This is a genomic window from Gelidibacter salicanalis, assembly GCF_016469035.1.
In the GTDB taxonomy this organism is placed as follows: domain Bacteria; phylum Bacteroidota; class Bacteroidia; order Flavobacteriales; family Flavobacteriaceae; genus Gelidibacter; species Gelidibacter salicanalis_A.
Window position 1 is genome coordinate 1 of record NZ_JAEHJZ010000070.1, and the last position, 1,328, is coordinate 1,328.

The window sequence follows — 1,328 nt, forward strand, 5'->3', positions numbered from 1 at the left end:
CAGTTTTGAACTGACCGGATACTTTTTGTTTCACTTTCACATTCCTAATTGCTCTTTCCGATGCGTTATTGTCAGCAGGCACATGGAAATGATACAGAAAAGTAAGAATATATTCTTTGTGCTTTATCATTCGCTTATGAAATGCACGCAGTTTCTTTTGATTTTCCGGTAGTGGGTTTTCTAATAAAATTTCCAAGGCAATTTTTATTCTATCCCTTTCGGTATGTGGATCTTGATATTTTTCTTGGTTTAGATCCCCCTTAAGTTTTAAGGCATCATACAATAATCCTTTGAAGTTTTTCGCCCAATTGGACTTAAAGCGTTGTTCCAGAAATATAAGTTCTCTCAATAAATGTGCAATGCATAATTGATGCGTTTTGCATTGGGTATGAAAATGACTTGTCCAACAATCATGGACCAGGACCGCATTTTGAAAACCTTGGGGAAAGTTTGTTTCAATAGTTGCGATTCCCCTATTTTTTGAAAACACAACAAAGGTAGATAACTTGCTTTGCCAAGTCCAGAACCAATTGTTCTTACCGTTTACCTTAATGCCTGTTTCATCAGTACCAACAACTTTTTCGTTCCACACTTTTTTAGCAATAAGATCGTAGGCCGGCTGTGCTTTTAAAGCAAAACCATTCAAGAGATTGCAGATTGTACCTTGTGAAATGGGCAGGTTGCAGACATCTTTAAAAAATTCACTCATTCTCTCAAAAGGCAAATATTGACGCGTATGCATATAGGCAATTGTTGCTTGAATATTGGCGCCATAACTTATTGATGTTCTTATATTCTCAGGAAAGACAGACTTGTTCTGGTGTCCGCAGGAACAGGTTTTTTTAAAGGTTCTATGCTCAGTATATTTTGGAAAAATCACGGGAATATCAACCACTTGTCTTTTCAAGAGCAGCTCTTCGGGAGCATTGGTCAGGTCATTGCCGCAACAATTACAAAAGCCAGGCTTATAATCGATGGTTTGATCTGGGTCCCCGACCATTTCTAAAGTAGTGCCTTCATGACCTGGCTGTCCGCCAACTTTTTTGCCGGATTTAGTGCGTAGGCTTTGATTTTTTAGAGGTCTATTTTCATCTTTAGAGGGAGCAACTGAACTATTGCGACTGTTTTTTCGATGTGTTAAGTCTTCAATTTTATCAAGTAATTTTTCAATTATCGCTTCCAATCGAATAACTTTGGACTCTAGTTCTGCAATACGATTTTTGTCGGAGTTCAAATTCTTTGTGTTTGACCCAAAGTAAACACACATTGGTCAAAGGTGCTAAAAACCAGACGCATAGTTGTTAGGCAGTAACGAACAAATGTTAATA

1 protein-coding gene is annotated in these 1,328 nt (G+C 37.7%); it reads right to left on the reverse strand.

Annotation, left to right across the window (positions count from 1 at the left end; translation table 11 throughout):
• Positions 1–1,234 (reverse strand): IS66 family transposase (tnpC, locus tag JEM65_RS20565; protein WP_199603554.1); only part of this gene is annotated, 1,234 nt, incomplete at its 3' end.
• Positions 1,235–1,328 lie beyond the last annotated feature (94 nt).